The sequence below is a fragment of the Shewanella sp. SM87 genome (assembly GCF_025653705.1).
Lineage (GTDB): Bacteria > Pseudomonadota > Gammaproteobacteria > Enterobacterales > Shewanellaceae > Shewanella > Shewanella oncorhynchi.
This window is the reverse complement of the sequence record NZ_JAKKSC010000077.1, coordinates 1-1343: the sequence shown is the minus strand read 5'-3', so window position 1 is coordinate 1343 and position 1343 is coordinate 1. Positions and strand designations below refer to the sequence as shown.

The following is a 1343-nucleotide window of genomic DNA, read 5'->3' as shown; positions in this document are numbered from 1 at the left end:
TTGACCATATATGGACGCCTCAGCTTTTACAACACTTTTGAATGATTGGTTCACTACCATATATTCGGCGTCTAAATAGGCTTTTTACCCGCGCCATGATGTAAATCCGAAACCCATTACCTTATCACTACATCGGCATTTAATGCCTTGGTCAAGTCAGGCTCTAATAGGTACGGTTGACCGTTTATTCATCAGTGCATGTAAACTTTTACGTGATGCTTAACGTCTTACGCAAACGCTTTATTAACGTCGAAATTATCGTTACTCGTGAGGATCCGCCATCCTATACGCGCTATTTTATTGGCCAATGCGACAACGGCTTTGTGTCGACCTTGCCTTAACGCAAGTGCATTAAACCATCGCCCAAGTCTATCATCACGTTTGCTCGCAAATCGGCCAACGGCTCTGGCGCCGTGGATGAGTAAAACACGTAGTTCTGAGCTGCCATTTTTCGTGATCGATCCTAGTCGAACTTTTCCACCAGAACTCGATTGCGATGGCACTAAGCCACACCATGCAGATAATTGCCGGCCATTTTTAAATTGATGACCCGAACCTAATTCACTCATAAAGCTTGCTGTGACTAATGGTCCAAAGCCAGGGATCGACAGCAATGCATTGTAGCGAGGTTGGATTTGACATAGCGCTTTAATGTCGCGCTCGATTTGATTAATTCTTTCATTTAAAACACATAAATCTTCATATAAAAATTTTAACAGGTAATGAAGCGTATGAGACAGTTCATGCTCATTATTTGCTAAAATACGGCTAAGTGACGCTTGTAATTGCAACCTGCCGACAGAGAAGATCACACCAGACTCGCTCGCTAGGCTTCGAATTTGATTGACCATGGCGGTTCGATTTTGAACGAGACGACTACGTACACAACGTAATGCTTTAATGTCTTGTTGCTCAACAGTTTTAACTGGAACCATGTGGATATTAGGTCTGAAAACCGCTTCGCATATAGCGAGGGCATCGTTGGCATCATTCTTTTGGTTTGCAACAAATGGCTTAACATGTTGAGCAGGGATCAATTGCACTTGATAACCAAGAGCTTGAAATTGTCTTCCCCAGTAATGCGCCGTACCACAGGCCTCCATAGCAATAAGGCTACCTTCGGGGAATTGTCTAATTTTATCGAGCAGCTTGTTTCTGTTAACCTTTTTGTTACTCATGACAGAGTTATCCATAAGACAAACACAAACTTGAAAAACATTTTTGGCTAAATCGATACCAATAACTTTAATATCCATGATGGAAACCTCCAGAACTATTTGTCAGCTTTAAGCTTGGCATAATACTGCAAGCTTAGGTGCTGAGGCGTCCATCACATCACTACA

General features: G+C 42.3%; 1 protein-coding gene. It reads right to left on the bottom strand.

The annotated features are described in order from the left end of the window. Positions 1-227: 227 nt before the first annotated feature. Complete coding sequence (locus L5M11_RS23685) at positions 228-1256, bottom strand: IS110-like element ISSba8 family transposase (protein WP_076502320.1); 1029 nt, start codon at positions 1254-1256, stop codon at positions 228-230. Positions 1257-1343: the final 87 nt, after the last annotated feature.